We start from the raw sequence: 25,179 nt of genomic DNA, 5'->3' as shown, positions 1-25,179 counted from the left end.
AGAGAATGCATATAGATTTGTGTAAATATTATCTATTTTTATATACATTTTTATGTATTTTATTTTTATCAAACCTATCTATAAATTCATTCTTTTCTTTACTGTATCCTATAGAGATAAGGGCATAAGGTACCAGTTTTACTGGTAAGTCTAAAACTTGTCTAACTTTATTTACCACTTTATTTTTAGGAAAAACTCCTGCCCAGCAAGCAGCTAAACCTTGATTAGTAGCTTCTAATAATAAATTTTGTGTACAAGCGCCTAAGTCCTGCATCCATTTACCAGGTTTTAAGAATTTCTCTCTATTTCCAAGTACTACTATACATAGTGGTGCAAATTCTATATGCTTTGCTCTATGTTGTGATTTTGATAGTTCTTTTAGTAGTTTTTTATCATCTACTACAATAAATTCCCACGGTTGAGCGTTTTTTGATGAAGGTGCTTGCATAGCTGATTTTAATATTTCAGTTATTTTATCTTCTTCTACATTTTTATCTATATATGTTCTTATTGAACGTCTATTTTTTATAACTTCTAACATATAGACTCTCCTTTTAATAAAATTGTTTATACTTATATAATATCATTATTTTAAACTTCATTTATAAATTATATAAAAAATAAATTAGTTTCTAGCAAGTAAAGAATAAATTATAAACTTGAATAAGAAATAATGACAAAAGAAGATATTATAAATTTAAAATTATAGGTGAAAATAATTAGAAGAATGAAAATATAAATTAAGAAATAATGTATATTTTAGTTTATATATTAAGTTATTTTAAAAATGAAATAGAATTTAATATATTGAAAGCCTTTGTACTATCAATAAATATTGTGTATTTTGAACTTGAGATTTATTTTTTTATACAAAAAAGGGTGTAGCACTATTTTCTAGTGCGACAGCCCCTTAATTGTTCTAAATTTTTTTTAATAGTAACTATTATCTAGGAGATAGCTTCACAATATATTTATTTTTAAATATAAGATATCTATATGTTAATGTGTACTACTTTTTTTGTTATTATCTTCATCTTCTGAGCAAGAATTAGTACATGGACATCCAGAACAACCAGAACATCCACTACAGCCACTTCCATTTTTGGTAGATTTAAATTTATTAAACAAAATTAAAAATGCAAGAACTATGATTATTCCGCCGATTAAAGCCTCCATTATTGAATTTCCCATAAATAATACTCCGCCAATACTTTTAACTATAAAAGCCATTATCCATGCTAATATAAACTGATATGCAAATGATGTAAACATCATTTTATTTCCATATTCTTTTTTCATAGTTGCAAGAGCAGCTATACATGGAGTATATAGAGCTGTAAATATTAAGAATGTATATGCAGTAACACCATTAAATATTGTTGGTAATACAACAGTCAAATTACCATATAGTATATTCAAAGAGTTTACCACGATTTCTTTTGCTCCAAGACCACTTAAGATAGCAACTGAAGTTCTCCAGTCATCAAAACCAAGAGGTTTAAATATAGGAGATATAATATGACCTATAGTAGCTAAAAAGCTTACATTTATATCTTCTGTAAATCCAAATACATTAAATGAAGAAAGTCCCCAAATAACAACTGACATTGCAAACATTACAGTAACTACTCTTATTAAAAAACCTTTTGATTTATTCCAAGTATTTTTAATAAGTGCGTCTATAGTAGGTATTCTATATTCTGGTAACTCTAATATAAATGGTTCAGCCTCTGTCTTAAAAGCTGTTTTATTTAAAACTAGTGCAACCACAATTGCCATAATGATACCGACCAAGTATAATGATGTAGTTACTAAAGCAGCATTGTGTGGGAAAAATATAGCTACAAATAATGCATATATAGGTAGCTTTGCTCCACAAGTCATAAGTGGTGCAATAAGAGCTGTAACTCTTCTGTCTTTTTCACTTTCTAGTGTTCTAGTTGCCATTATAGCAGGAGAAGAACATCCCATACCCATAACTATGGGTATAAAAGCTTTACCAGATAGACCAACCTTTCTCATAACTTTATCCATCAAAAATGCTGTTCTTGACATATATCCACTATCTTCAAATAGAGATATACCAAAGAATAATGTAAATATTAAAGGGAAGAATGGTAAAGTACCACCAACACCTCCAATTATTCCATCAACAATAAGTGATTTAAACCATGGGCTAGAGTTAGCTAACATATCACTAACGGGTGTAGAGATATAAGCTTCTATAAGGCCTGCAAAGCCCTCTTGAAGTGGGCCTCCAACCCAATCAAAGGTGAACTTAAATAAAAGAAACAATACACCAATAAATATTGGATAGGCTAATATAGGATTTAAAACTATATTGTCTATTTTATCACTGATAGATTTTGTGTGTGTATATGTAGTCTTTGTACATCTTGATAAGATAGATTCTAACTTCTTATACGTTTCTGTTTCGCTTCCAAAGTCTGTTCGATATTTAAATGATTTTTTAGTAGCATCTTTAATTTCTGATTCTATTTTTTCTACGCCATCTTTCTTTTTTGCGATGATTGGAACAACAATTACTCCAAGTTCTTCACTTAATTTTTTATCATCTATATTAACACCCTTAGATTCTGCAATATCTAACATGTTAAGCAGTATAACGATAGGTTTATTAAATTGCATAAGTTGAGTTGTTAAGTAGAGATTTCTTGATAAGTTAGAAGCATCTACTACATTCACTATTACATCAACATCTTCATTTTCTAAATATGACTTAGAAACCTTTTCTTCATTTGAGAAAGTATCCATTGCATATATACCAGGTAAATCTACAACCTTTATTTCTTTCCCAATAAATCCTTCTTTTTTCTCAATAGTAACACCAGGCCAGTTACCAACATACTGATTTGAGCCTGTAAGTAGGTTGAAAACAGTAGTCTTACCAACATTCGGGTTTCCTAATAATGCTACATTAATCACAGGTAGCTCCTCCTCTATTATTGTAAAGAAATATTTTTAGCATCAGATTTTCTAATAGCTAAGTCAAATCCTCTAAATCTAATTATAATTGGGTCTCCAAATGGAGCAACTTTTTTAACTTCTATTTCAGTACTATTTATACATCCAAGTGCAAGTAATCTTTTAGATAATTTAATATCTCCATCTATATTATTAATAAGTCCTTTTTCTCCTATTTTCAAATCGTAAACAGTCATTATTAACACCTCCTAATGAAATTCATTATCATTAAAATTGTAACAAGTATGATACAAAAAGTCAAGGATTATAGGGGGAATTACAAGTTCAAATTGATGATATTTACTTTAAATATATTATAGAATATTTTAGTCTAAATTAGGTGTTTTTATATATTTTGTATTATAATGTAATATGATATATAAAATTTGGAGGAATTAACTTAATGAAAACTAGAAAAATGACATTTTTAGGTCTTATGATAGGATACAGTTTAGCCTTATATGTACTAGAGACATATATACCAAACCCTCTTATAATTATATTTCCAGGAGCAAAATTGGGTTTGAGTAATATTATAACTTTAATTTCATTAATGTTGTTAGGTGTCAGAGATACTGTTATAATTGTTACTATCAGGGTAATTTTGTCATCAATATTTGCAGGTCCTCTATCTTATCTTTTATTTAGCATAGGAGGAGCTTATTTGAGCCTTTTATTTATGTATTTAGCAAGTAAAATAAAGGGATTATCAATGATAGGAATAAGTATTTTAGGGGCAATAGGGCATAATATAGGTCAATTAATAGTTGCAAGTTTAATAATAGAAAATATACTTGCTATAGGATACTTGCCATTTATGTTAATGGCATCATTAGTAACGGGTATGTTTGTAGGATTAGTATCTAGGTATACGGTGCCCAAATTAAAGCATTTTTATAGTAAGTTTTATTGACATAATATTGACAAAATATAATATTGTTTGATAAAATGTATATAAAAATATACAAATTTGTAATAGTGGTGATTATTATGGCGAACAATGAATTAGAAGCGTTAAAAAATGAAATTGAAGCAGTTAGGGAAGAGATAAATACATACATAGAATATCCAGAAATATTTCAAGAAGAGCTCGTAGAATCAAGTAAGAAAATAGATATATTAATAAATAAATACATGTACTTAAGCAAATAGCCCACAGTTGTGGGTTTTTTTGTATTAAAAATTAACAGATATTACTATTTATCATATACTAATAATAATATTAAGGTATAAGATGTTATTTTTGATATAGAAATTATCTGTATGATATGATGTAGAAGTTATTTATATGATATAAATTATAATTGGGTCAGGAGGTTTTATATTATGGGTGATATAGGAACTAAGGAGATAGCAATAAGATTATTATTAGCATTAGTTATAGGAGGAATAATAGGACTAGAGAGAGAAAAGATAAGGCAATTTGCAGGATTTAGAACACATATATTAATAGCAATAGGTTCTTGTATTACCTCAATAACTTCAATCCAGTTATTGTCTGACTATAGTTTATATACAAATGCTGACCCAGCAAGAATGCCTGCTCAAGTGTTGTCTGGAATTGGTTTTTTAGGTGCAGGAGCAATTCTAAAGAACAAAGGTGGAGTGAAGGGGCTTACTACAGCCGCTGGTATGTGGGCAACTGCATGTATTGGTATAGCAGTTGGTTATGGTTATTATGAACTAGCAATTTTAGGATGGTTGTTTGTAATGATAGCATTATTTGTGCTTAGGATACTAAATACGTTTCTATTTAGTCAAGAAAAAAATGTATTGATATTAAAAATAAATAATTTAGATTCAATACATTTTTTATATGATAAATTTGAAAAAAATCAACTTATTGTAAGGAATATGGAAATAGAATGTCGTAGTGAAGAATATTGGAAAGTAAACTTTTTTATATCTTATGATAAGAGAATACACTTACATGATGTTATGAAAGAAATAAATATGATAGAAGGAGTAATAAATGTAGATTATTTGGACTAAAATATATACAATATATTTTGTAAAGTAAATAAAATATAAAAATGAATTAAAATAGAGGTGTATAATATGGGAACTGATAGAAGTACGATAGAAGAAAAATACAAATGGAAAATAGATAAGATGTACTCTACTAAAGAAGATATTGAAAAAGACATAAGTAAAGTAAAAAATCTTATTCAAGAAGTAAAAGAATACAAAGGTAAATTTTCTGAGAGTAAGGAAAATTTATACAAAGTATTAAGTATCTCTGAAAATGCATCTAGAATCATCCAGAATCTATATGTATATACTCATATGAAACAACATGAAGATACTAGAATCAATGATAATCAAGGAAGAGCCACTAAGACAGAAATGTTATCAACTGATTTAGGAGTGGCTACTTCTTATATAGTTCCAGAGATACTGTCCATAGAAGAAGACAGATTAAATGAATATTTGAAGGATGAGAAGTTATCATTTTATACAAAATATATAAAAGATATATTGAGAGATAAGCCTCATACTTTGAGTGAAAAAGAAGAAGAGATACTTGCAGCTACATCTGAATTATCAACAGTTCCAGAAAATGTATATGATATGTTAGCATATGCAGATATGGAATTTCCTGAGATAGAGGATGAAAAAGGTAATAAGGTTAAACTTTCTCATTCAAACTATTCTCTATTTATAAAAAGTAAAAATGGAAGAGTTAGAAAAGAAGCTTTTGAAGGAGAATTTTCTACTTATGGAAAATATAAAAACACATTTGCTTCAACACTTTATGGTGGAATAAAGTCAGAGATATTTTATGCAAAAACTAGAAAATATAATTCAGCAATAGAAGCATCGCTATTTTCAGATGATGTAAGCTTAGAGGTTTATAATAATCTTATATCAGCAATAGATGAAAGTATTCCTACTTTGAATAAGTATGTTGAACTTAAAAAGAAGTTCTTGGGATTAAATGAAATACACATGTATGACTTATATGTTCCTCTAACTGATAAATTTGATATGGATATACCTTATGAAAAAGCACAGAGCATTATATTAGAGGCACTTAAGCCTTTAGGAGAAGAATACTTAAAAGTTATAAAAAATGCATTTGAAGAAGGTTGGATTGATGTATATGATAATGAAGGTAAAAAAGGAGGAGCTTACTCTTGGGGAAGCTATGATTCACATCCTTATATATTAATGAGTTATAAAAATGACCTTAACTCTCTATTTACATTAATTCATGAATTAGGTCATTCTGTCCATAGCCATTATTCGAGAACAAGTCAGCCATTTTTATATTCAGATTATAAAATATTTGTTGCAGAAGTTGCATCTACATTAAATGAATTACTTCTTATAAATTATTTATTAGAAAATTCTAAGTCTAAAGATGAAACTATATATCTATTAAATTATTATTTAGAGCAATTTAGGACTACTGTTTATAGACAAACTATGTTTGCTGAATTTGAAAAAATTGTACATGAAAGAGTAGAAAGTGGAGAGCCACTTACTGCTGATGAATTTACTGATATATACTATAAATTAAATGAGAAGTATTATGGAAAATCTGCAATAGTAGATGAGCAAATAGGGATAGAGTGGGCAAGAATTCCACATTTTTATTCAAATTTCTATGTGTATAAGTATGCTACAGGATTTTCTGCTGCAAGTGCATTAAGTCAACAGATACTTTCAGAAGGTAGTAAAGCTGTAGATAGATATATAAACTTCTTAAAAAGTGGAGGGTCAGAGTATCCTTTAGAACAATTGAAATCTGCTGGTGTAGATATGACGAAAAAACAATCTATAGAAGAAGCTTTAAATGTGTTTGCTAGTTTGGTTAATAAATTAGAAAAAGAATTATAAAATATGATAAATTAATAGCTTAGATAAAAAATTATAAGAATATTATATGATGTATTATACTAGTGTTGATTGGAAAACACTTAAAAAAATTAATCTAATTTTAAATATACTATATAAAATTAAATTTTTACATGTATTTAACAATATTTACATTTACTTAACCTCGCTCTAATATTCACTTAACAAAAAATATGTATTATTAAAATATAGCAAATATGAAAACAAAAAAATTAAAATATAAGCGGGGGTAAGTAAAATGTTCAAAAAGAAAATAGGAGTTCTTTTAGCTAGTACAATGTTGGTTGGAGTCTTAGCAGTAGGATGTGGTTCTGACTCTGGAGGTTCAGGAGATTCAAATAAAGTTTCTGTTTCAGGTTCAACTTCAATAGGGCCTCTTATGGAAACTATTGGAGAGAAGTTTCAGGAAAAAAATCAAGGTGTTAGTGTAGAAGTACAACAAATTGGTTCTTCTGGAGGTATAAAAAATGCAATAGAAGGAACGTCTGAAATAGGTATGAGTTCAAGAGATTTAAAAGATGAAGAAAAAAGTGCTGGATTAAAGGAAACTAAGATAGCAATAGACGGTATAGCATTAATAACTAATAAAGACAACCCAGTAAAAAATCTTACAATGGACCAAATAAAAGGTATATACACAGGAAAGATAACTAACTGGAAAGAAGTTAACGGAAATGATGAACCAATAGTAATAGTATCAAGAGAAGAAGGTTCAGGAACTAGAGATGGATTCCAAGAAATTGTAGGATTCAAGTCAGAAGAATTGACTAAAGATGCACAAATAAGTGATGGTTCAGGAAATATAAAAACTACAGTTGAAGGAAATAAAAATGCTATAGGATATATATCATTTGGATATGTTGATGAGAAAGTAAATAGTTTAAAAGTAAATGATGTTGATGCAACTGATGCCAATGTAATAGCTAATAAATATCCAATATCAAGACCATTTATATTAGTTAATAAAGAAGATAAATTATCAGAAAAAGGTAAGGCTTTGATAGACTATATATTGAGTGATGAAGGACAAGCACTTGTTTCAGAAAAAGGATTCATTAAAGTTAATCAATAAGATAAAGCTAATTATTAAGATAAAAACTTAACATAAAAAAATATATGATACCCTGCAAAGTCAGCTTATAAAAATGCTACTATAACTTGCAGGGTATTGTCTATTATTGATGATAGAAATATAAACATTTTTAAATAAAAAATATATATAGTTAGTACATTATATTTAAAAAATATGTAAATATTGACAAGATAATATTACAATGTTAGAATAGAAATGAAATTTATCAGAACAATTTAAACAAGTTTAATGAAAATATTTTAGAAACTGAGAAGTATATCTTATTATTGGGCATCTAGAGGTATATGGAGTTAGTGGTGCAACCGGCTATGAATATAATTTTATATTACATAGCCTTTTTTTTGTTTTAAATTTAACATAGTTGATATGAAATTTGAAAATTATAAGCTTTAATAACTTTACTTATATATATAAATGGCTATATTTAGCCAAAGTAGCCCTTTGTTGGAAAAGGGAAATTTTTTAAAAAATATAATGCAATTATAACGAAGATATAATAATTTTATAATCAATTAAAATACATAATATAATTTTTTTATAACAATGTACTTACCAAAATAATACAATTTATTTTATATTATAACCATATAAATCGTATAAATCAATACTCAAACTGGCTAATGGACAAGTTTCTATAAATATCGTATATATATGAGATATAATGATTTTAAGTTCCATTTTCCAACAATCGGAGACTTTGATTAGTATTTAATAATGAATGCTTAATATTTAAGACAATGTTCAAGAATTATTCAAAAATACTTAAGTTTTATAGTCTAGTTTGTAAAGATATTATAAAATAATAATATTAGTTAGATAAGAGGTAAAACATTATAATTTGTAATACTTATAACTTTAGATTATGATTAAAATATTTTTGAATGGAGTGGTGTAATGTATAACTTATTAGTTGTAGATGATGATGTTGATATTTTAAACATAAATCAAATTTATTTTTCTAACATAGGTTTTAACGTATACACAGCAGAGACTGCTAAACGTGCAATGAAGATAGTAGAAAGTATAGTTTTAGACTGTATAATACTAGATATTGCACTACCAGATTCAGATGGATATAAAATATGTAATGCTATAAAAGAAAAGGTTAACATACCTATAATATTTTTATCTAATTACGAACATGAAGAGGAAAGAGTGCAAGGTTTTTTATCTGGAGGAGATGATTATATAACAAAGCCATATAGCTTAAAAGAACTTGAACTTAGAATCTATGCTCGGATGAGGCAATATAAAAACATTACATCAGTTCCTAATGTGTTAAAGTTTTCATCCCTAGTAATAAATGTAAATTCAAGAAAAGTAACCTTTGATGAAAAGGGTATTGACTTAACCACCATGGAGTTTGAAATACTATTATTTTTAGCTGAAAATAAAGAACAAGTATTTTCAAAAATAGAGATATATAATCAAGTTTGGAAAATGCCTGATGTTGGAGATCAACATACTGTACAAGTTCATATTGCACAGATGAGGAAAAAAATTAATTCTTTAAGCAGAGAGCATCAATATATTCAAACCGTGTGGGGTAAAGGATATAAGTTTGTACCATAAGCAAGATAATCTAAGCAATAAATAGTTCTTATTTTATCATTTAATATTACTACAAAAGAAAGAGATGTGGTTAATGCAATGAAAAAGTCTAATGTACTAAAAGGAACTCTCATTGTATTGATAGTCTCTCTGTTGGCAATAATAGGATTAAATTTTCTTTATAAATATGATAATAAATATACATATAAGTCTATTAGAGCAAGTAATGGAATTTTAACTATAGATGAGGATACTTTTTCTAAAAATAAACTTGTTTTTCTAATAGATGATTGGGAATTTTATAACCATAAGATATTTAAGCCAAAAGATTTTAGAGAGAAACATATAAAACCAGAATACATTTTCATAGGACAATATCCAGATTTTTCCATGAGAAAAGAAAAACAATCGCCATATGGAAATGCAACTTATCGCATGAGGATAAAAAATGAAGGTAAAGACAAAGTACTAAGCCTAGAACTTCCAGAAATCTTTTGTTCAAGTGAAGTTTGGATAAATGGTGAAATAGTCTCTAAGTTAGGAGATATAGGTACAGAAAGATATAGACCTAAAATTAAAAACACAGTAGTAAGTTTTGTTGCAAAGAAAGATACAGAAATTATAATCAATGTGTCCAATTTCTCACATTATTATAGCGGTTTGTATTATCCACCTGCATTAGGAAAAACAAAAGATGTAAGTAATATGATATTTTATAGATTAGTTTTTTATAGTGTTATTTGTTTTACAACTATTGCAATAGCTATATTTTCTCTAGCTGTTTGGGTACTTTCAAAACAAAGCAAGCTATATTTATACTTTGGATGTATGTGTATTTTTTTTGCTATACACGTGTCATATCCTTTTATACATTTAATGGGGCTTCCTTTAGTGAACTTTACATATGCAGTTGAAGATTCATCATACTTTATAGCAGTTTTATGTATTATTTGTATAAATGGAAATATATCCAAAATTGAAAGAAATAAAGTATATAGATTTTTAATTTTACCATTAGGAATTACTATGTGTATCATATCCATTGTGATACCAGTTATTCTTCTTCCATATGATATATACTTTGTTAATATCTATGGAAAATTAATAGACATATATAAATATGTTGTATTTATTTATATATTGATGTCTTCAATAGTTTCAATTTATAAAAAAACATACTTTGAGCAATTAAGCTCCTATATTTTAGTTTCAGCAAACATAGTGTTTGGTGTCAGTATATTATTTGATGTAGTGACTAGTAATAGGTTTGAACCTATATTTACAGGATGGCAAACAGAATACTGTGGTTTTTTAATAGTTATTTTATTTTCTATTATGATGATAAATAGAAATAGAATAATAATAAAAGAAAATGAAAAACTCACACAAAATCTTGAGCATGAAGTTGAAGTAAGAACTAATGAACTTACAACACTATTAAATGAACGTAAAAAATTCTTGGCAGATGTAGCACATGATTTAAAGGCACCTGTTTCAGCTATACAGGCATTTATAGATTTAATAAAGGTGGGGAATATTCATGTAGATGAGGAGACAAGAACCTATCTTTATGCAATAAACCAAAAATCAAATGAAGTTCAAAATAGAGTACGTAGTTTACAAGAATTTACATTACAAGATAAAAAAATTGGTCTTAGTGAAAAAATATGTCTGAATGATTTTATTAAAGAGGTATATGAAAATAATTTACCAGATACACAAGCATGTGGTGTAAATTTTGAAGTTTATATATTAGATAAAAAAATATATGCAAAAGTAAATAAAGAAAGATTGGCTAGAGCATTTGAAAATTTAATTTATAATGCTTTGAGCTTTACTTCATTTGATGGGAAAATAATTTTGTCAGTGAATAAAGAAGATGGATTTGCAATTATTAAAATTTCTGATAATGGTAAAGGTATACCAGCAGAAAATATACCAAAGATATTTGACCGATTCTTTACAGAAAGGGACAATAGTACTTCAAAAGGTCAAGGGTTAGGATTATATATTGTTAAATCCATTATAAGAGAGCATGATGGAGAGATTTTTGTAGATTCAGAGTTGGGAAAAGGAACTGTTTTTACAATAAAATTAAGTTTATGTTTTTTATAATAAATAGTTATTTAATATAAAAGAATAATGATATTTAGGAGTGATTATAATGCAAACTAAGATATTAATAATAGATGGAGACAAGAATAATTGCCAGGAATTAAAAAATTTCTTGGAGCAAAAAGGAATAAATGTAGATTTGGCGTATAACTGTGAAGAAGCTATTGGAAAAATATTTAGCAATAAATACGATTTGATATTTTTAGAAATAATCTTAACTGATGGTGATGGATGGACTTTATGTAAAAAGATTAGAAATGTAACTACGTGTCCGATTGTTTATATGACTTATATAAATGAAGACCAAAGTATTTTAAATGCTTTAAATTCTGGTGGTGATGATTATTTAATCAAACCTTTAAATTTGGAAATACTATATGCAAAGGTAAAAGCAATTTTAAGAAGAGTAAATTCATATATAAATAACAATGAAAGCAATACAAGATTAGAAGAATACAATAGAACAAGTGGAGTAATAAAATTAGAAGATAAAATAATAAAATTAACTCCAACAGAAAATAAGTTGTTGAACTATTTTATAGAGAATCCAGAAAAGACCTTAACTACCAAAGAGATATATGAACATGTATGGTTAAATGATTATCTAGAGGATAATTATAGTGTAGTAGTTGCAGTGAACGGACTGAGAAAGAAAATAGAGAAAGATTACAAAAATCCTCAAAAAATCATAACAATAAGAGGAGCAGGGTATTACTTTAATAAGGAATAATAAATATATAGATTATAAAAGGTTAAATCTAGTTAACAAATTTTAATAGCAGATATAAATAATAAATTACGTGTAGTACGTATTATTACTTATATCTGCTATTTTATTGTTGCCAAATATAGTTAAATTGTAAAGTAAATGTCAAATATAGTCCAAAAAGTAAAATTAATGTTAAAAAAGTGAATATAATTTTACACTTGTTTAACTTAAACCTAATATAGATTTAACTTAAAAAAAGTAGAATAAAAATATAGAAAATTTAATAATGACGAACTTATAAAAATTTAAATTTTAAATACAGAACGAAAATAAATAGGTATATTTTAATGGGAGGATATTATGATAGTAAAATCTAGGTTAGTAGGTTTAGAAAAAAATGACAATAATGGAAATAAGACTAAATATATAGTCGAAAAAGTAGCAAAAAATATATTTCTATTAAGTGCTTTAGTAGCAGTCGCAAGTTTACTTTTGATAATAGGATTTGTATTTTATAAAGGGTTAAGACCTTTTATATTTGAGGGATACTCATTTATAGATTTTTTAACAGGTGCGGATTGGGTTCCTTCAGCTAATAAGTTTGGAATATCATCTATGATAGCAGCATCAATAGTTGCTACAATTGGTGCACTTATAATAGGAGTACCAATTGGAATATTAACATCTATATTTATAGCAGAAGTAGCACCTAAAAGATTAGCAAAAATAATGTCACCAGCAGTTGAACTTCTGGCAGGTATACCTTCAGTACTATATGGGGTGTTTGGCCTTGCAGTAATAGTTCCAATGATACAAAGTATATTTAATCTTCCAAAAGGACAGAGTTTATTAGCAATAATAATAGTATTAGCAGTAATGATGCTTCCAACAATAATATCTGTATCAGAAACAGCTATAAGAGCAGTACCAAAAGCATATAAAGAGGGTTCATTAGCACTTGGTGCATCAAAAATAGAAACAATATTTAAAGTTGTATTACCAGCTGCAAAGTCTGGAGTATTAGCAGCAGTAGTACTAGGCGTAGGAAGAGCTTTAGGAGAGACAATGGCAGTAATACTTGTTGCAGGAAATTCACCAGTTATGCCAACTTCTATAACAGATAGTGTAAGACCACTTACAACTAATATAGCACTTGAAATGGGATATGCATTTGGGACACATCAAGAAATGTTATTTGCAACTGGAGTAGTATTGTTTACATTTATATTAATTTTAAACTTAGTTTTAAATAAACTTTCAAATAAGGCGGTAAATTAAGATGAGAAAGTTCAGAGAGAATATATTGAAATTATTAGTATATCTATCAGCATTATTTACAATAGTATCACTAGTAGTTATAGTAGGATTTATATTTATAAAGGGAATCGGAAATATGAATTTTAACTTCTTATTTAGTAATTATTCAGCATCAGGTGATGGTGGTATATTCCCAATGATAATTACAACATTATATACTGTATTGGTTTCTATAATTGTAGCAACACCAATAGGAATCTTAGCAGCTATATATTTACAAGAATATGCTAAAAAAGGAAAAGCAGTTACAGCTATAAGGTTTGCCACTGAAAGTTTATCAGGAATACCATCTATAGTTTATGGATTATTTGGAGGAATTTTCTTTGTAGTTACTTTAAAAATGGGATATTCAATAGTTGCAGGGTCACTTACAGTTGCAATAATAATATTACCAGTAATAATTCGTACAACAGAAGAAGCTTTAAAGACAGTTCCTCAATCATATAGGGAATCATCTCTAGCATTAGGAGCTACTAAATTTCAAACTTTATATAAAGTAGTACTTCCAAGTGCAGTACCAGGAATTTTGTCAGGAGTAATATTGTCAGTTGGTCGTATAATTGGAGAATCAGCTGCTATACTACTTACAGCAGGTACTGTAGCTAAGATGCCAGGAGGAATATTTGATAGTGCAAGAACACTAACTGTACACTCATACTTACTAACTAAAGAGAGTGGAGACATAGCAACAGCAGCTAGTATAGGTATTGTTTTAATAGTAATTGTATTAGTATTAAATATGTTAGCAAGATTTGTTGCTAAGAAGTTAAATAAGGCTAATTATTAAATTTAAGAGGTGTGAATGATGGAATTAATCAATAAAATAAAAATGAGTGTAAAAGATTTGGATTTATTTTATGGTGACAAACAAGCTCTAAATAAAATAAATATGGATATAAAAGAAAATAAAGTTACTGCCTTAATAGGTCCATCTGGATGTGGAAAATCTACTTTTATAAGAACATTAAATAGAATGAATGACCTAATAGAAAATGTAACAATTACAGGGACTATTTCCGTTGATGGAGAAGATATCTATACTTCAGATGATGTTATAAACCTTCGTACAAAAGTAGGAATGGTATTTCAAAAACCCAATCCATTTCCTATGAGTATATATGATAATGTTGCATATGGACCTCGTACGCATGGGTTAAGAGATAAAAAGCAACTAGACAAGATAGTAGAAGAAAGTTTGAAGGGAGCAGCTATTTGGGAGGAAGTTAAAGATAGGCTTAAATCATCTGCATTAGGATTATCTGGAGGACAACAACAACGTATATGTATAGCGAGAGCAATTGCTATGAGACCAGAAGTTATACTTATGGATGAACCTACATCTGCTTTAGACCCAATTTCAACATTAAAAGTAGAAGAACTTATAGAAGATTTGAAAAATGACTATACAATAGTCATAGTTACACATAATATGCAACAAGCTGCTCGTATATCAGATGAAACAGCTTTTTTCCTAAATGGAGAGGTTATAGAATTTAGTGATACAAAAACTATGTTTACTACTCCTGTGGATAAAAGAACAGAAGACTATATAACAGGTAGATTCGGTTAAAATATATAACTATAAAGGAGTTAGACAATGGTCAATAATAGTTTAGATATAAGTATTGATACTTTAAAAGAGCAGACAGTACTTATGATGGAAAAATGTGAAGAGGCAATAGAAAAGTCTGTAACTTGTATGATAGAAAAAGATTTAGAAGGTGCAAGAAAAGTAGTGGATGATGATGAAGAAATAAATAAATTGAGAGAAGAAATAAGAGATAAAAGTATAGAATTAATAGTGCTAAAACAGCCAATGGCGAGAGACTTAAGATTTATTTATTCTTTGGGAAACATATCAATAGAATTAGAACGAATTGGAGATTATGCAGCAAATATAGCTAGAGAAATGTTGAAAATAGGTGGAGAAGCTTATATAAAAGAGTTGATAGATATACCTAAAATGGCAAAGGAATGTAAGAATATGATGTCTCAAACTAGAGAGGCTTTAATATCATTTGATGCAAGTATAGCTTATAATGTTGGAAGTAAAGATGACATTGTAGATGATTTATATGAGCAAGTACAAATTGATTGTTTAAAAATAATGCATGAAAATTCAAATACAATAGATCAAGGTGTAAAACTTTTACTTATAGGAAGATACCTTGAACGAATTGGAGACCATATAACAAATGTATGTGAAAAAATAATCTTTGCAATTGAAGGTAAAATGGTAGAGATAGGATAAAAAACTGCTTTATAGCAGTTTTTTTATTGTCTAAATTAAAAAGCAATTGTTAAAAAAATGCGATTAATGGGTAAATTTAAAAAATTGTGATATACTAGGAACATATTAAATATGAGGATGCGTATTTTATATAAGGTGCTTTTAGGAGGTGGAAATTTGAAACTTCAAAAGATGGGTATGAGGACTATAAAGACAGGAATTAGTGTAACTTTATGTATGCTTCTTGGTAATTATTTAGTTGAGAATATGTTTTATTCTCTAGTAGCATGTATAATTTCTGTTCAGGACACAGTGAAAGGTTCTTTAAAGACAGGAATCAATAGAGTAGAAGGTACTATTTTGGGTGGTATAATAGGATTTTTATTTGCTATCACCAAAGCAGGAGACCCATTTTTATGTGGTCTTGGTGTAATGTGTTCAATATATCTATGTAATCTGTTTAAAATAAAGTCAGTAGTTGTTGCCTGTGTCACTTTTCTAGCCATACATCTAGGTGTAGGAAACAATGACCCCGTATACTATTCTTTACACAGGGTATTAGATACATCTGTAGGAGTTTTATTTGGTGTACTCGTTAATTATTATGTTGCTAGACCAAACTACCTAAATAGTGTTATAGATGAGTTTAAAAAAATAGAAGAACTTTCAATGTTGCTTATTGAAGAAAAAATACTTAGAAAAGAAAATCTAGATGTAGAAAAATTTGAAGAAGAAGTAGAAAAATTGGAAGAAATATATTCAAAACTTATCGACGAGCTAGACTATAGTTTAAGTGAAACCAATATAGAAAAAATAGAAAATGCCTTAAGGATATGTAGAGAAATCCACTTTCACATGCAATCTATAGAGTTACTAGAAAATAAACTCTATTTAAAAGAGCATACATATAAATACCTTAAGAAAACATATGGTGTGGATGAACTGGATTGGAATGTAGATGAAGAAAAAAGTCCAGTGTTTAACTATCATTTAATGAAAATAATGCTTGAAATAGAATTATTGAAAAAATTAAATAAGTCATATCAATAATAGTCAATAAATAATAAATAAAAAATAGTATCTTTGTAAATATTAAACATATATAAGTTTAATTTACGGAGGTACTATTTTTTATGAATACTATAAATGATAATTCTAAAATATTAGAAAGATACAAAATGAAGCTTTTTGGAGAACTTGTAAAGGCAGTATGGAATGAGGATACAGAAGATATTGAAAACTTGCCTGAAAAAATTTTAAGTGAAGAGTTAAACGAAAATTTAGATAGTCATTTTGATAATCAATTTGACAAAGATACTATGGTGAATTTAATCAGGGTAACTATGGGATTGGATGTAACAGGAGATACAGATAAAAACCTAAAAGATGCATTGCACGAAGCTGTAAATTTGGATGAAGTAAAAAGACCAATAATATCTATAATATCAGATGCTTGTAAATATTGTGATGAAAATAATAAAGAAGATGAGTCATGCAATATAAGAAATAAGCATATTAATTGTAATGAGGAAGATACATGTAGTGCCTGTGGTGATTGTGTGTCAAGATGTAAATTAGGTGCGATATCAGATAAGATTGAATTCATACCAATGATAAAGCTATTAAAAGATATAAAGAGTCCCGTATATGCAATAGTCGCACCAGCTTTTGTAGGTCAATTTGGAAAAGATGTAAGTCCTGGTAAGTTAAGAACTGCATTAAAAAAGATAGGATTTGAAGATATGATAGAAGTTGCTTTAGCAGCAGATATGCTTACTGCAAAAGAAGCATATGACTATTATGAGCATATGAAAAAGGACGAAGAAGGATGCTTTATAACTAGTTGCTGTTGCCCTATTTGGGTTAGCTTAATACAAAATAGTTTTCCTCAAATATTAGATAAGGTATCACCATCTGTGTCACCTATGATTGCTTGTGGTAGAGCTGTAAAGATTTTAAATCCAGAGGCTAAAGTTGTATTTATAGGCCCTTGTATGGCAAAGAAGAAAGAAGCAATGTTGGAAGATATAAAGGATGCAGTTGATTTTGTACTTACGTTTAAAGAATTACAGGAAATATTTGATGCATTAGAACTAAATCCAGCAGTAATGGATGAAAGTAATAGAGTAGAAGCATCTCTTTCAGGTAGAGTTTATGCTAGAACAGGGGGTGTAAGTAAAGCAGTCAAATTATCAGTTAGAAGAATTGATAAAAACATAAAGTTTAAAGAAAAAGCATTTGAAGGAACAAAAGAATGTATGGATGGTCTGAAGAAAGTTTTAAATAAAGAGATAGAGGCTACTTTCATAGAAGGAATGGGCTGCGTAGGAGGTTGTGTGGGAGGTCCTAAGCGTATTTTAAGTGTAGAAGAAGGTACTAAGAATGTTGATGAATACAGTGAAAGTACAAATATGGAAACACCATTTGATAATTTAAATGTTCTACAATTTTTAACTTCTATGGGAATAAAGAGAGTAGAATCATTGGGAGAAAAAGAAGAAGAACAAGTAAAGAAAATATTTAGCAGAGACATAAAAAGTAATAAGAAGGACAATAAATATAAAAAATAATTTTTTTAGTTTGAGTTTATGTTTTTATAAAAAGGGAGATATGGGGGATGAAAATTAAAGATAATAAAACTGTTTTTCATGTAATTATACGTGTATTTCTTGTAGCTGTTTTAATTTTAACTGGGACATTATTAGAAGAAAAAATTAACAATGTTCCAGTTGAAAATCTCAATACAAAAGATAAAACTACATTAGAATTACTTTCTCAAAATAACACTTTAGGAGAAATTATATATAAAACATCTCAAGAAGAGAGGAAAGGACCAGGAGCTACATCTGAAAAAGTTGCATACATAACAATAGATGATGGACCATCAAAATATACAAATGCATTGCTCGATATTTTAAAAGAAAATGATGTCAAAGCGACATTTTTCATGCTTAATCAAAATATGAAAAACCACAAAGAAGAGGTGAAGAGAGTCTTAGAAGAACAAAATTCGATAGGATTTCATAGTGTAAGTCATGATATACATAAGTTGTATAAGAGTCCAGAAGTAACAGTTGGAGAATTTGACACATGTAATAAAACGCTACAGGATATAACTGGTCAAAGCTCAAAGTTAATAAGACTACCATATGGAAGTAAGCCATATATGCCAGAAGGTTCATACGATAAGCTTATGGCAAATAATTACCTAATTTGGGATTGGAATTTAGATACACAAGACTGGAAATCGTCCACAAGTCAAATAGTTAGTAATATTTTATATTATGGAAGAAAAAGAGATGAATTAGTAGTATTAATTCATGAAAAAGAACAAAGTGTAAATGCTTTAAATAATATGATAAGAATTTTAAAAGAGAGAGGATATACTATATTGCCAATTACAGAGAATGTTATGCCTAAAAACTTCTGGCAAGAAAACCTATAGTGAACTTTAAAAAATATAAAATAAAGCATTTATAAAATATAATACATAACTTAATTACATTTGAAATATTATAGTTAAAATGTCATATAGGAAAATAACATATAAAGTGAAACTAACATAAAATTGATAAAATAGTAGTAAAAATGTCAATAAAGTAATAGAATAATTATTGACTATGTAAAACAAAATAATTTAAAAAAATAGTATAGATTATAATAATTAGCATAGAATATAAAAAATGATAATTGGGAAAATTCAGAAAAAATAAAATAAAAATAATTGACAAAGAGAATAATATTTGTATATAATAATATATAATATTAAAGACTAAGAAGAAGAGGAGTAAGTAAATACTACTAAAAGAGAGGAAAATTCACTGGCTGTAAGATTTTCTAAGTATAAGGTTTGCTGAATGTAGCTTTGGAGTTTCTAAACTGAACTATTAGTAAGTTTAGACGGTTAGAATCGTTAAATTCTTTGAGAGTCAAAGTTATTAAGATTGTCATTAACTATTAATTTAATTATGTGTTGATGAATTTTTAATCTTTGGAATTAAGGTGGTAACGCGAGCTTTTCGTCCTTTTAAAAGAGGATGAAAGGCTCTTTTTTATTCCCAAAAATATTTAAAAAATTTATTTATAAAAATATAGGAGGCAATACAATGGAAAATACGAACTTATCAAAAACTTATAACCCTAAAGATTTTGAGGCTAGGCTATATAAAAAATGGATGGATGAAGGGTATTTTAAATCTAAACCAAACCCAGATAAAAAACCATTTACAATAATGATGCCGCCTCCAAATATAACAGGTCAATTGCACATGGGACATGCTCTTGACCATACTCTTCAAGATATACTTATTAGATGGAAACGTATGGATGGATATGAAGCTTTTTGGCTTCCAGGAACTGACCATGCTTCTATAGCAACTGAAGTTAAAGTTGTTGAAAGAATAAAAAAAGAAGAAGGTAAGACTAAATACGAAATAGGAAGAGAAGAATTTTTGAAGAGAGCTTGGGCATGGAGAGACGAATTTGGAGGAAAAATAGTTAATCAGCTTAAACAATTAGGAGATTCTTGTGATTGGGATAAAGAAAGATTTACTATGGATGAAGGTTGTAATGAAGCAGTTATAGAGTTCTTTGTAAACCTATATGAAAAAGGACATATATATAGAGGGAATAGAATAATAAACTGGTGTCCAGACTGTAAAACTACTTTATCAGATGCAGAAGTTGAGCATGAAGAGCAGGATGGAAACTTTTATCATATAAAATATCCATTAAAAGATAGTGAAGACTTCTTGGAAATAGCTACTACTAGACCTGAAACAATGATAGGGGATACTGGTATAGCTGTGAATCCAGACGATGATAGATACAAACACTTAATAGGAAAAACAGCAATACTTCCATTAGTAGGAAGAGAACTTCCAATAGTTGCAGATAGTTATGTAGATTTAGAGTTTGGAACTGGTGCTGTTAAGATGACTCCAGCTCATGACCCTAACGATTTTGAAGTAGGTTTAAGACATAATCTTGAGCAATTAAATACAATGAATGAAGATGGAACTATGAACGAAGTTTGTGGAAAATATGAAGGTATGGATAGATTTGAGTGTAGAAAAGCCATCATAGCAGACTTAAAAGAACAAGGGTATCTAATCAAGATAAAAGAGCATAATCACAATGTAGGAACTTGTTATAGATGCCATACAGTAATTGAGCCTAGATTATCAGAGCAATGGTTTGTTAAGATGGAAGAACTTGCAAAACCAGCTATAGATATTCTTAAAAAAGGAGAATTAGAATTTGTTCCAGATAAATTTGATAAAACTTATTTACAATGGTTAGAAAATATAAGAGATTGGTGTATATCAAGACAATTATGGTGGGGTCATCAAATACCAGCTTACTATTGTCAAGAGTGTGGAGAAATAGTAGTTGCTAAAAAGATGCCAGATAAATGTCCTAAATGTGGAAGCACTCATTTTAAACAAGATGAAGACGCACTAGATACTTGGTTTAGTTCTGCATTATGGCCTTTCTCTACCCTAGGATGGCCAAATAAGACAGATGCATTAGATTATTATTATCCAACAAGTGTACTTGTTACAGGATACGATATAATATTCTTCTGGGTAGTTAGAATGGCATTTGCAGGTATGTTCTGTATGAATGAAAAACCATTTGACCATGTACTAGTTCATGGCTTAGTAAGAGACTCTCAAGGTAGAAAAATGAGTAAATCTTTAGGAAATGGTATCGACCCATTAGAAATAATCGAGCAATATGGAGCTGATGCACTAAGATTTACATTAACAACTGGAAATTCCCCAGGAAATGATATGAGATTCTATATGGAAAGAGTAGAATTTGCTAGAAACTTTGCTAATAAATTGTGGAATGCATCAAGATTTGTATTTATGAATATTGATGAGGAGATAATTAAGAATATAAATAGAGAAAATGTAAAAGATAATTTAACTCTAGCTGACAAATGGATAATATCAAGAGCCAATAATATTGTAAAAGAAGCTACTAATAATATGGATAAATTTGATTTAGGGATAGCATTACAAAAGATATATGATTTTACTTGGTCAGAATACTGTGACTGGTATATTGAAATGGTAAAACCTAGATTATATGGAGACGATACAGATGCTAAGTCTGCTGCTTTATATACATTAACTTATGTACTTGAAAAAATATTAAAATTACTACATCCATATATGCCATTTATAACAGAGGAAATATACACTCATCTTCCTACTGTTGAAGGTTGTATAATAGTATCTGAATGGCCAAAATATAATGAAGAAGATAATATGGTTGATGAAGAAGAAATGATGAGTTTATTAATGGAAGGTATAAGAAGTATAAGAAATGTGAGAGCAGAAATGAATGTACCACCTTCTAAGAAGGCTAAATTAATAATAGTACCAAGTGAAGATAAGATAGAAACTATTGAACTTGGTAAGGATTATTTTATAACTTTAGCATCTGCTTCAACTGTTGAGATAGCAAAAGACAAATCAAATGTACCAGAAGATGCAGTTGGTGTAGTTATTGATGGTGTTGAAATATTCATACCTCTTAATGAATTAGTTGACTTTGAAAAAGAAATTGAAAGGCTATCTAAAGAAATGAAAAAGTTAGAGGGAGAGATAAAGAGAGTTAATGGAAAACTTGCAAATCAAGGATTCTTAGCAAAAGCTCCTGAAAGCTTAATAGAAGAAGAAAAAGCTAAAAAAGAAAAATTTGAAGAAATGATTAAATCTGTTGAGGAAAGATTAGCAAATTTAAAAACTAAAGTAAAATAAATGTGTGGGATAAAAACATACAAAGAGTACTAAATATGTATTCTTTGTATGTTTTTCTTTCTATGTAGATAAATATGATGTTATAATTTTTTAGAGATATGTGATATTTTTATCTTATTATGACTGTATTAATTTTATATTTTTGAACTTTATAATCAATAAAAAATTGATATATTATAATATTTAATATAGGATAATAAATACATGTTGCGTTTGTTTTCCTATATTTTTTATGTTGTATAGTTAAAAAAAAAGATAAATATGTCAAAAAATAAGTTTATATATCAAAAATAATTGTTATGAGTAATTTAATCGACAATTTAAATTTATATCAAAATTTAAATATAAAGCTAGTTAGATACAGTTTGTAAATTGAAATAAAGTAAACTAAATGATATTTTAGATTTGGAGGTGATATTATGTTTAGGGTAGTTATATGTGATGACGAGAAAATACAAAGAAGCATACTAAAAGAGTTTGCAGAAAAACTGTTGTCTGAAAGGTGTCTAAATTATCAAATATTGGAATTTTCCTGTGGAGAAGATTTACTCTCCAAATACCCAGAAAAAATTGACATTATATTTTTGGATATCCAAATGAAAGATATTAATGGAATCGAGGTGGCTAAAAAAATAAGAAAATTTGATGAAAAGGTAGAGATTATATTTACGACAGCTTTTTCAGAGTATGCCCCACAAGGTTATGAAGTTCGTGCTTATAGGTATTTAGTAAAACCTATAGAGTATAGTAATTTCGCAATGGGTGTAAATCTTTGTATTGACAACCTTCAAAGAAAGAAGGAGCGTTATATAGTTTTGTACAATAAAAAAGGATTTAACAGAATACTGATAGATTCTATTTTGTATGTTGAAACTGTAAAGAGAGATTTAGTTGTACATACATCAGGTAGAGATTATAAAGCTAATATGAGTATGAAACAAGCGGAAAAGTTATTGTGTGAAAATGGCTTTTTTAGATGTCATACAAGTTTCATTGTTAACTTGAGAAGAATAGAAGATATTGGAGACAATATGATTACTATTAATGAAAAATTTATACCTATTAGTAAGTACAGACTTAAAGATTTAAAAGCAACTTTAACAAGCTTGTTATGTGATATAATGTATTAATTTTGAAAAAGGTAAAGAAATATAGTAAAAAATATTTAATGTCATCACAAAGCTATTGATTCAAAGCTGTCTTAATGTAGAAGAAATTTTCTATATTAAGACAGTTTCTATTATGTAAAGTGGTAATTTAGTAGTTATCAATATTGTTTTATATGTAAGGTATCCCAATTATAATCTGCATTAATTTAATTTTTAAATATTAACCTCAATATAGTATATTTTATATTTTGTACTATATCATATGTTGTATATAGTATTATAATATAATTCCAAATAAAAATATGGATATTGCACCTACAGCTATTGATACTGCAATAGATTTAAATTTATAAGCTACTAATAGTACTATTATGCTTGAAATAATCTTAGGATTAGTAAATGAAAGGTATAGATTATCTCCATTAAAGAAAATATCTTTTGCTATTAGTGAACTAAGTATAGCAATAGGTATAAATTTCATGATATCTTTAATAGATTCAGGCATATCATTTTTTGAGAATATTATCATAGGTAAAATTCTTGGAATATAAGTAACAATTGCCATGCCTAAGATAACTATAATTATGTAGTTATTATTCATAGTTGCCTTCCTTTCTATGTGTTAATTTTTGAATATAAAAACCAAATAAAGCAGATAAAATAGATGCTATTATAATAACTAAACTATTCTTAAAGAAAGTATATAAAACTACTGATAATAATATAGAAAGTATAGAAACAAGTACATATATTTTATTTTTAATTTGATTAACTATTAGAGTAATGAACATAGCTGTCAGCAGAAAGCCAGCAACAGAATCGCTTATATGAACAATCTCTCCAAGAAATGCACCCACGAAGCAACTTACAGCCCATACTATTATACAAAGGTTATTTAAGTATAAAGCATGTGTATCAGTCCAATTTCCATAAGTATATTTTTCTAAGTTTATAGCAAATGTTTCATCTGTAACACCATGACAAAAATACATTAAAAATTTCATGTTCTTATTTTTTATGTGCATATGTAAGTTAGAGCTCATTAGGAAGTTGCGAAGATTCAATATAAATGTAGTTAAAATTATTGAAGTAATACTTCCGTTTGAAGCGAGCATAGAAGCAGCTACAAATTGTGAGCTACCAGCAAATACTATAAATGACATAAACAATATATAGAAGGCTGGTAGACCTGATTTTTGAAGCATAATACCACAAATAAGTCCTAAGGGAATATATCCTAGAAATATTGGGATTGATGCTAGAAAGCTTTCCTTTAAGATTTCTCTTTTTGACATGTCTTTTTTCAAATACAATCACCCCTTAAAAATAATGAATATTTATAAAATTCTATAAATAATTGTTTCATTTTATTATAGCTATTTTAGCTAGTTATATCAATGATTAAGATGGTAGCCTGTAAGTATCAAAAATTCACT

At 28.0% G+C, this 25,179-nt stretch carries 22 protein-coding genes, 1 riboswitch and 1 other annotated feature; of the genes, 17 read left to right on the top strand and 5 right to left on the bottom strand.

All coding sequences use genetic code 11. The features are described from left to right. Window positions 1-28 precede the first annotated feature (28 nt). The 3 genes from IC758_RS17480 to IC758_RS17470 form a co-directional block, all read right to left on the bottom strand. Window positions 29-541: a nitroreductase family protein gene (locus tag IC758_RS17480; RefSeq protein ID WP_227860640.1), complete on the bottom strand. Its 513-nt coding sequence runs from the start codon at window positions 539-541 to the stop codon at window positions 29-31. Between the two features lie 458 nt (window positions 542-999). Further along, window positions 1,000-2,946 carry a ferrous iron transport protein B gene (gene feoB, locus IC758_RS17475; protein ID WP_227860639.1) on the bottom strand — a complete coding sequence of 649 codons (1,947 nt, stop codon included), beginning with the start codon at window positions 2,944-2,946 and terminating at the stop codon, window positions 1,000-1,002. A 17-nt stretch (window positions 2,947-2,963) separates the two neighbouring features. Further along, window positions 2,964-3,182, bottom strand: a complete 219-nt coding sequence (locus IC758_RS17470; protein ID WP_227433680.1) for a FeoA family protein — start codon at window positions 3,180-3,182, stop codon at window positions 2,964-2,966. A 206-nt stretch (window positions 3,183-3,388) separates the two neighbouring features. Here IC758_RS17470 and IC758_RS17465 point away from each other — a divergent pair, with 206 nt between their 5' ends. The 17 genes from IC758_RS17465 to rgaR all read left to right on the top strand — a co-directional run bounded on the left by IC758_RS17465 (window position 3,389) and on the right by rgaR (window position 23,764). Continuing rightward, window positions 3,389-3,898, top strand: coding sequence for a Gx transporter family protein (locus IC758_RS17465; RefSeq protein WP_227433681.1), 510 nt, complete (start codon window positions 3,389-3,391; stop codon window positions 3,896-3,898). A gap of 77 nt (window positions 3,899-3,975) precedes the next feature. Then, window positions 3,976-4,137: an aspartyl-phosphate phosphatase Spo0E family protein gene (locus tag IC758_RS17460; protein WP_009891746.1), complete on the top strand. Its 162-nt coding sequence runs from the start codon at window positions 3,976-3,978 to the stop codon at window positions 4,135-4,137. A gap of 174 nt (window positions 4,138-4,311) precedes the next feature. Continuing rightward, window positions 4,312-4,977: an MgtC/SapB family protein gene (locus tag IC758_RS17455; protein ID WP_227860638.1), complete on the top strand. Its 666-nt coding sequence runs from the start codon at window positions 4,312-4,314 to the stop codon at window positions 4,975-4,977. A 66-nt stretch (window positions 4,978-5,043) separates the two neighbouring features. After that, the gene (gene pepF / locus IC758_RS17450; RefSeq protein WP_227433683.1) at window positions 5,044-6,828 is read left to right on the top strand and encodes an oligoendopeptidase F; all 1,785 of its coding nucleotides are present in this window, start codon (window positions 5,044-5,046) and stop codon (window positions 6,826-6,828) included. Between the two features lie 256 nt (window positions 6,829-7,084). Next, window positions 7,085-7,918, top strand: a complete 834-nt coding sequence (locus IC758_RS17445; protein ID WP_227433684.1) for a phosphate ABC transporter substrate-binding protein — start codon at window positions 7,085-7,087, stop codon at window positions 7,916-7,918. A gap of 254 nt (window positions 7,919-8,172) precedes the next feature. After that, window positions 8,173-8,256: riboswitch (cyclic di-GMP riboswitch) on the top strand. 577 nt (window positions 8,257-8,833) lie between these two features. Next, a complete protein-coding gene (locus IC758_RS17440; protein ID WP_227433685.1) occupies window positions 8,834-9,511 on the top strand; it encodes a response regulator transcription factor in 678 nt (225 codons plus the stop codon). A 78-nt stretch (window positions 9,512-9,589) separates the two neighbouring features. Continuing rightward, the gene (locus IC758_RS17435) at window positions 9,590-11,605 is read left to right on the top strand and encodes a sensor histidine kinase (protein WP_227860637.1); all 2,016 of its coding nucleotides are present in this window, start codon (window positions 9,590-9,592) and stop codon (window positions 11,603-11,605) included. Window positions 11,606-11,654: 49 nt separating this feature from the next. Further along, window positions 11,655-12,335 carry a response regulator transcription factor gene (locus IC758_RS17430; protein ID WP_227433687.1) on the top strand — a complete coding sequence of 227 codons (681 nt, stop codon included), beginning with the start codon at window positions 11,655-11,657 and terminating at the stop codon, window positions 12,333-12,335. 339 nt (window positions 12,336-12,674) lie between these two features. Further along, window positions 12,675-13,592 (top strand): phosphate ABC transporter permease subunit PstC, encoded by a 918-nt coding sequence (gene pstC / locus IC758_RS17425; RefSeq protein WP_227433688.1) that lies wholly within the window; start codon window positions 12,675-12,677, stop codon window positions 13,590-13,592. Between the two features lies 1 nt (window position 13,593). Next, window positions 13,594-14,418, top strand: coding sequence for a phosphate ABC transporter permease PstA (pstA, locus tag IC758_RS17420; RefSeq protein WP_227433689.1), 825 nt, complete (start codon window positions 13,594-13,596; stop codon window positions 14,416-14,418). An 18-nt stretch (window positions 14,419-14,436) separates the two neighbouring features. Further along, on the top strand, window positions 14,437-15,201 hold the full coding sequence (gene pstB / locus IC758_RS17415) for a phosphate ABC transporter ATP-binding protein PstB (RefSeq protein ID WP_227851298.1): 765 nt from the start codon (window positions 14,437-14,439) through the stop codon (window positions 15,199-15,201). A 27-nt stretch (window positions 15,202-15,228) separates the two neighbouring features. Further along, entirely contained in the window at window positions 15,229-15,882 is a 654-nt protein-coding gene (phoU, locus tag IC758_RS17410; RefSeq protein WP_227433691.1) for a phosphate signaling complex protein PhoU, read from the top strand. Window positions 15,883-16,038: 156 nt separating this feature from the next. Beyond that, window positions 16,039-16,911, top strand: a complete 873-nt coding sequence (locus IC758_RS17405) for an FUSC family protein (protein ID WP_227433692.1) — start codon at window positions 16,039-16,041, stop codon at window positions 16,909-16,911. An 83-nt stretch (window positions 16,912-16,994) separates the two neighbouring features. Continuing rightward, a complete protein-coding gene (locus tag IC758_RS17400) occupies window positions 16,995-18,431 on the top strand; it encodes a [Fe-Fe] hydrogenase large subunit C-terminal domain-containing protein (RefSeq protein ID WP_227433693.1) in 1,437 nt (478 codons plus the stop codon). 47 nt (window positions 18,432-18,478) lie between these two features. Next, complete coding sequence (locus tag IC758_RS17395) at window positions 18,479-19,306, top strand: polysaccharide deacetylase family protein (RefSeq protein ID WP_227433694.1); 828 nt, start codon at window positions 18,479-18,481, stop codon at window positions 19,304-19,306. A gap of 320 nt (window positions 19,307-19,626) precedes the next feature. Then, window positions 19,627-19,891: a binding site (T-box leader), on the top strand. A gap of 76 nt (window positions 19,892-19,967) precedes the next feature. Then, on the top strand, window positions 19,968-22,634 hold the full coding sequence (locus tag IC758_RS17390) for a valine--tRNA ligase (RefSeq protein ID WP_227824486.1): 2,667 nt from the start codon (window positions 19,968-19,970) through the stop codon (window positions 22,632-22,634). Between the two features lie 419 nt (window positions 22,635-23,053). Continuing rightward, entirely contained in the window at window positions 23,054-23,764 is a 711-nt protein-coding gene (gene rgaR, locus IC758_RS17385; protein ID WP_227433696.1) for a two-component system response regulator RgaR, read from the top strand. Between the two features lie 256 nt (window positions 23,765-24,020). Here rgaR and IC758_RS17380 read toward each other — a convergent pair whose 3' ends face one another. Continuing rightward, window positions 24,021-24,344 carry an AzlD domain-containing protein gene (locus tag IC758_RS17380; protein WP_227481865.1) on the bottom strand — a complete coding sequence of 108 codons (324 nt, stop codon included), beginning with the start codon at window positions 24,342-24,344 and terminating at the stop codon, window positions 24,021-24,023. Beyond that, complete coding sequence (locus tag IC758_RS17375; RefSeq protein WP_227481866.1) at window positions 24,337-25,050, bottom strand: AzlC family ABC transporter permease; 714 nt, start codon at window positions 25,048-25,050, stop codon at window positions 24,337-24,339. The genes IC758_RS17380 and IC758_RS17375 overlap by 8 nt, the downstream gene beginning before the upstream one ends. Window positions 25,051-25,179 lie beyond the last annotated feature (129 nt).

This window comes from Clostridioides sp. ES-W-0016-02, from assembly GCF_020641035.1.
Lineage (GTDB): Bacteria > Bacillota > Clostridia > Peptostreptococcales > Peptostreptococcaceae > Clostridioides.
Note: the sequence above shows the minus strand (reverse complement) of the source record. Positions and strands in the feature narration are given on the sequence as shown.

What these genes read in the sequence shown, in the direction of transcription:
- IC758_RS17480 (WP_227860640.1), bottom strand. Translation starts at nt 541, where the DNA reads ATGTTAGAAGTTATAAAAAATAGACGTTCAATAAGAACATATATAGAT.
- IC758_RS17470 (WP_227433680.1), bottom strand. Translation starts at nt 3,182, where the DNA reads ATGACTGTTTACGATTTGAAAATAGGAGAAAAAGGACTTATTAATAAT.
- IC758_RS17465 (WP_227433681.1), top strand. Translation starts at nt 3,389, where the DNA reads ATGAAAACTAGAAAAATGACATTTTTAGGTCTTATGATAGGATACAGT.
- IC758_RS17460 (WP_009891746.1), top strand. Translation starts at nt 3,976, where the DNA reads ATGGCGAACAATGAATTAGAAGCGTTAAAAAATGAAATTGAAGCAGTT.
- IC758_RS17455 (WP_227860638.1), top strand. Translation starts at nt 4,312, where the DNA reads ATGGGTGATATAGGAACTAAGGAGATAGCAATAAGATTATTATTAGCA.
- pepF (WP_227433683.1), top strand. Translation starts at nt 5,044, where the DNA reads ATGGGAACTGATAGAAGTACGATAGAAGAAAAATACAAATGGAAAATA.
- IC758_RS17445 (WP_227433684.1), top strand. Translation starts at nt 7,085, where the DNA reads ATGTTCAAAAAGAAAATAGGAGTTCTTTTAGCTAGTACAATGTTGGTT.
- IC758_RS17440 (WP_227433685.1), top strand. Translation starts at nt 8,834, where the DNA reads ATGTATAACTTATTAGTTGTAGATGATGATGTTGATATTTTAAACATA.
- IC758_RS17435 (WP_227860637.1), top strand. Translation starts at nt 9,590, where the DNA reads ATGAAAAAGTCTAATGTACTAAAAGGAACTCTCATTGTATTGATAGTC.
- IC758_RS17430 (WP_227433687.1), top strand. Translation starts at nt 11,655, where the DNA reads ATGCAAACTAAGATATTAATAATAGATGGAGACAAGAATAATTGCCAG.
- pstC (WP_227433688.1), top strand. Translation starts at nt 12,675, where the DNA reads ATGATAGTAAAATCTAGGTTAGTAGGTTTAGAAAAAAATGACAATAAT.
- pstA (WP_227433689.1), top strand. Translation starts at nt 13,594, where the DNA reads ATGAGAAAGTTCAGAGAGAATATATTGAAATTATTAGTATATCTATCA.
- pstB (WP_227851298.1), top strand. Translation starts at nt 14,437, where the DNA reads ATGGAATTAATCAATAAAATAAAAATGAGTGTAAAAGATTTGGATTTA.
- phoU (WP_227433691.1), top strand. Translation starts at nt 15,229, where the DNA reads ATGGTCAATAATAGTTTAGATATAAGTATTGATACTTTAAAAGAGCAG.
- IC758_RS17400 (WP_227433693.1), top strand. Translation starts at nt 16,995, where the DNA reads ATGAATACTATAAATGATAATTCTAAAATATTAGAAAGATACAAAATG.
- IC758_RS17395 (WP_227433694.1), top strand. Translation starts at nt 18,479, where the DNA reads ATGAAAATTAAAGATAATAAAACTGTTTTTCATGTAATTATACGTGTA.
- IC758_RS17390 (WP_227824486.1), top strand. Translation starts at nt 19,968, where the DNA reads ATGGAAAATACGAACTTATCAAAAACTTATAACCCTAAAGATTTTGAG.
- rgaR (WP_227433696.1), top strand. Translation starts at nt 23,054, where the DNA reads ATGTTTAGGGTAGTTATATGTGATGACGAGAAAATACAAAGAAGCATA.
- IC758_RS17380 (WP_227481865.1), bottom strand. Translation starts at nt 24,344, where the DNA reads ATGAATAATAACTACATAATTATAGTTATCTTAGGCATGGCAATTGTT.